4 protein-coding genes are annotated in these 2,600 nt (G+C 26.7%); all 4 read right to left on the bottom strand.

The genetic code is table 11. The features are described from left to right. The coding region (locus Q1K13_RS11965) for a hypothetical protein (RefSeq protein WP_300351233.1) at positions 1-973 on the bottom strand (973 nt) is incomplete at its 3' end. A gap of 162 nt (positions 974-1,135) precedes the next feature. Continuing rightward, a complete protein-coding gene (locus Q1K13_RS11970) occupies positions 1,136-1,333 on the bottom strand; it encodes a hypothetical protein (RefSeq protein ID WP_300351236.1) in 198 nt (65 codons plus the stop codon). 154 nt (positions 1,334-1,487) lie between these two features. Beyond that, positions 1,488-2,018 carry a hypothetical protein gene (locus Q1K13_RS11975; RefSeq protein ID WP_300351238.1) on the bottom strand — a complete coding sequence of 177 codons (531 nt, stop codon included), beginning with the start codon at positions 2,016-2,018 and terminating at the stop codon, positions 1,488-1,490. 40 nt (positions 2,019-2,058) lie between these two features. After that, the coding region (locus Q1K13_RS11980) for a recombinase family protein (RefSeq protein WP_300351243.1) at positions 2,059-2,600 on the bottom strand (542 nt) is incomplete at its 5' end.

A 2,600-nucleotide genomic window follows, 5' to 3' on the forward strand; every position in this document is an offset into this window, starting at 1 on the left:
TCATTTTAAAAGCATCATTTTCAAGTTCATCTCTATCTATAGCAGCTTTCCTAGCATAAACGGCTAACATCATTAAACAATAATATCTATGCCCCGTTTTTGCTTCTTTAAGAATTCTCCTTTTCCACCAATCATAGACAGCCCTATTTACAGTCCATGTACCTCTAGGTTTCTTTTGAATGATTCTTTCTTCATACCATGTAGGATACTTTTCCTTAGCTTGAGCCAAAGTTAATTTACTTTTATAAGCAAAATCCTCAGCTTTAAACTCTTTATCAACAAAACCATTCATATATTCCAAAGTTACATGATTTCCAGTTTTAAAAGCTCTTGCTCTTTCCCCTTTCTTAGTTATGGTTCCAACCATCCTAAAGCCTTGAAAAAGACTTTCATATTGAACATTATCAGATAATTTAGTTATATAGTCTTGCCATATTATTCTAGTTAACTCTTTTTTATAGGTTTGTAGCTGCTTAACAACATTCTTGAATAGCATAATAGGTTTTTCAAAAACATAATATAAGTGTAATCCAGTACCCGAAGAAACAATATATGTAGGCATAGGAATTCTATTTATATTTTCAATTTGATGAATTAATGTTCTTAAACCAAAAGGATCATCACCATTCTTAATAGTAACACCATCTAAATCTATAGCTAAAGCATATAGAACTCTAGCATTATCACTATTTCTTTCTTTACCAATATAACTAATAGGGGACATTAAACAAAAGTTATCCCTAGATATTATTTCACTAATCTTATCTAAATCATCAGTTATGGTATGCCTTAGAACCTTATCTTTACCATTCTTTTTCTTTTCCTTGGTAACCTCAACAGCAATAGCATTATACTTCCCTTTTTCATAAATACCTTTATCTTGTAATTCACCATTAGGAAATATATCTCTATAAAAATCTATAGGCTTTACTTCATCATAATGATGAAGTAAATACTCCGTTAATAAATTCATAATAAAACCTCCATTTAAGACTAATTGATAGGAATAAATATATCCCTAACGGGATATGCTATGGACGATATATTATCAATATAGTTAATTATACCTTTTTAAGTATATCATATAAAAAGTACCTAAACATAATTTGATATACTCTTTTAACTTAATATATCTTTAATTTTTGCTTATTACTATACAATCATCATAGGTATACAGACCAAAAAACTTACTTTTCCTTTTAATTAATCTTATTTCACTATTTTCTTTAAGTAAATATAAAGCCATATCTAAACTATCACTTGAATCATTAACCTTATAACCTTTATCTAAATAACTTTTTATAAAATCTATTTCATTAATATTTGATTCCATAATACTTCCCAATACTTTGTCACTATAAATTATTCTTAATAAATATAATGATGAAAAGACACCAAAAAGGGAGTTGATTTTATATTTTTTTATTTCCTCTTTAACGCCTATTTTAAAATTTATTTATTAATCCCTTTGCTAGTTCCTCCATCACTTAATCAATTGATTCATCTGTTAATAAATCATCAATTAAATCGTTACTATCTCTTATATCTAAGTTACCATATTTTTTAAAAATTTTATAATAAAATTCTTTATCGATTGAAGCCTTAGCTACTTTACTATTATGTATATTTTCACCTATTTGCTCTACAAATTCGTTAATATCTTCTTCATCAAAATTTATAATTTTTCCAATAATTTTTTTATCTAATCCTTTAATAACTGATTTAGTAATAATATCAATGCAAGATTTTAGTTTAACCTTTTGCTCTCCTATTTTTCTTCTTTTTTCAATTTCTGCATAAAAAGAGCGTTTTTCAATTATAGACTTCTCCTTCATTGTAAACCAATTTTTTTCAGATTCAAATTTATTTTTAGTTATTTTAAAAAATGCTCCTAATAATGCCATATAAAAGCTTTCTTCATCATCATTTTTAGAATTTACTACAGCTAGTTTTAAATTTTCGAATAAATCCTTTAAATCTTCAGATGTGTAGTTTATATATTTATTGTATAAATCCATTTATATTTATCTCTCCTTCAAATTACTTATATATTCCACTTTATACTATTAACCCTAAATCTTTTAGAGTTCTATATACTGTAGATCTACTTAGTCCAGTTTGTTTTACTATATCAACTATCTTATATCCCTCTTTATATAATAATCTAACTGTATCAGCCTTATCATTCCTCTTTGATGGTCTTCCTCCGTTTCTCCCCCTAGCTTTTGCACTCTTTAAACCCTCTTTTGTCCTTTGGCTTATTAAATCCCTTTCTAATTGAGATAGTCCACTCATTACAGTTAATAAAAAGCTATTATATGGATTATCACTTGTAGTATCTAACCAGGTATCTTTTATACTCTTTATACTAGCTCCTTTAGCTTTTATTCTATCTATAATATTAAGTAAATCTTTTGTGCTTCTTGATATTCTAGTTAAATCAGCTATTATAACAGTATCGCCTTCTTGCAGCTCATCTATCATTTTATCTAGCTGCTCTCTATTAGATTTCATTCCACTTATTTTTTCTTGATATATATTTCTCTTATCTACACCATAATCAACTAACATATCTATTTGTCTATTTAAACTTTGTTCTT

Source organism: Clostridium sp. (assembly GCF_029267215.1).
Lineage (GTDB): Bacteria > Bacillota > Clostridia > Clostridiales > Clostridiaceae > Sarcina.

Bases quoted from the DNA above. Each gene is read 5' to 3' on its own strand.
- Q1K13_RS11970 (WP_300351236.1), bottom strand. From the start codon at position 1,333: ATGGAATCAAATATTAATGAAATAGATTTTATAAAAAGTTATTTAGAT.
- Q1K13_RS11975 (WP_300351238.1), bottom strand. From the start codon at position 2,018: ATGGATTTATACAATAAATATATAAACTACACATCTGAAGATTTAAAG.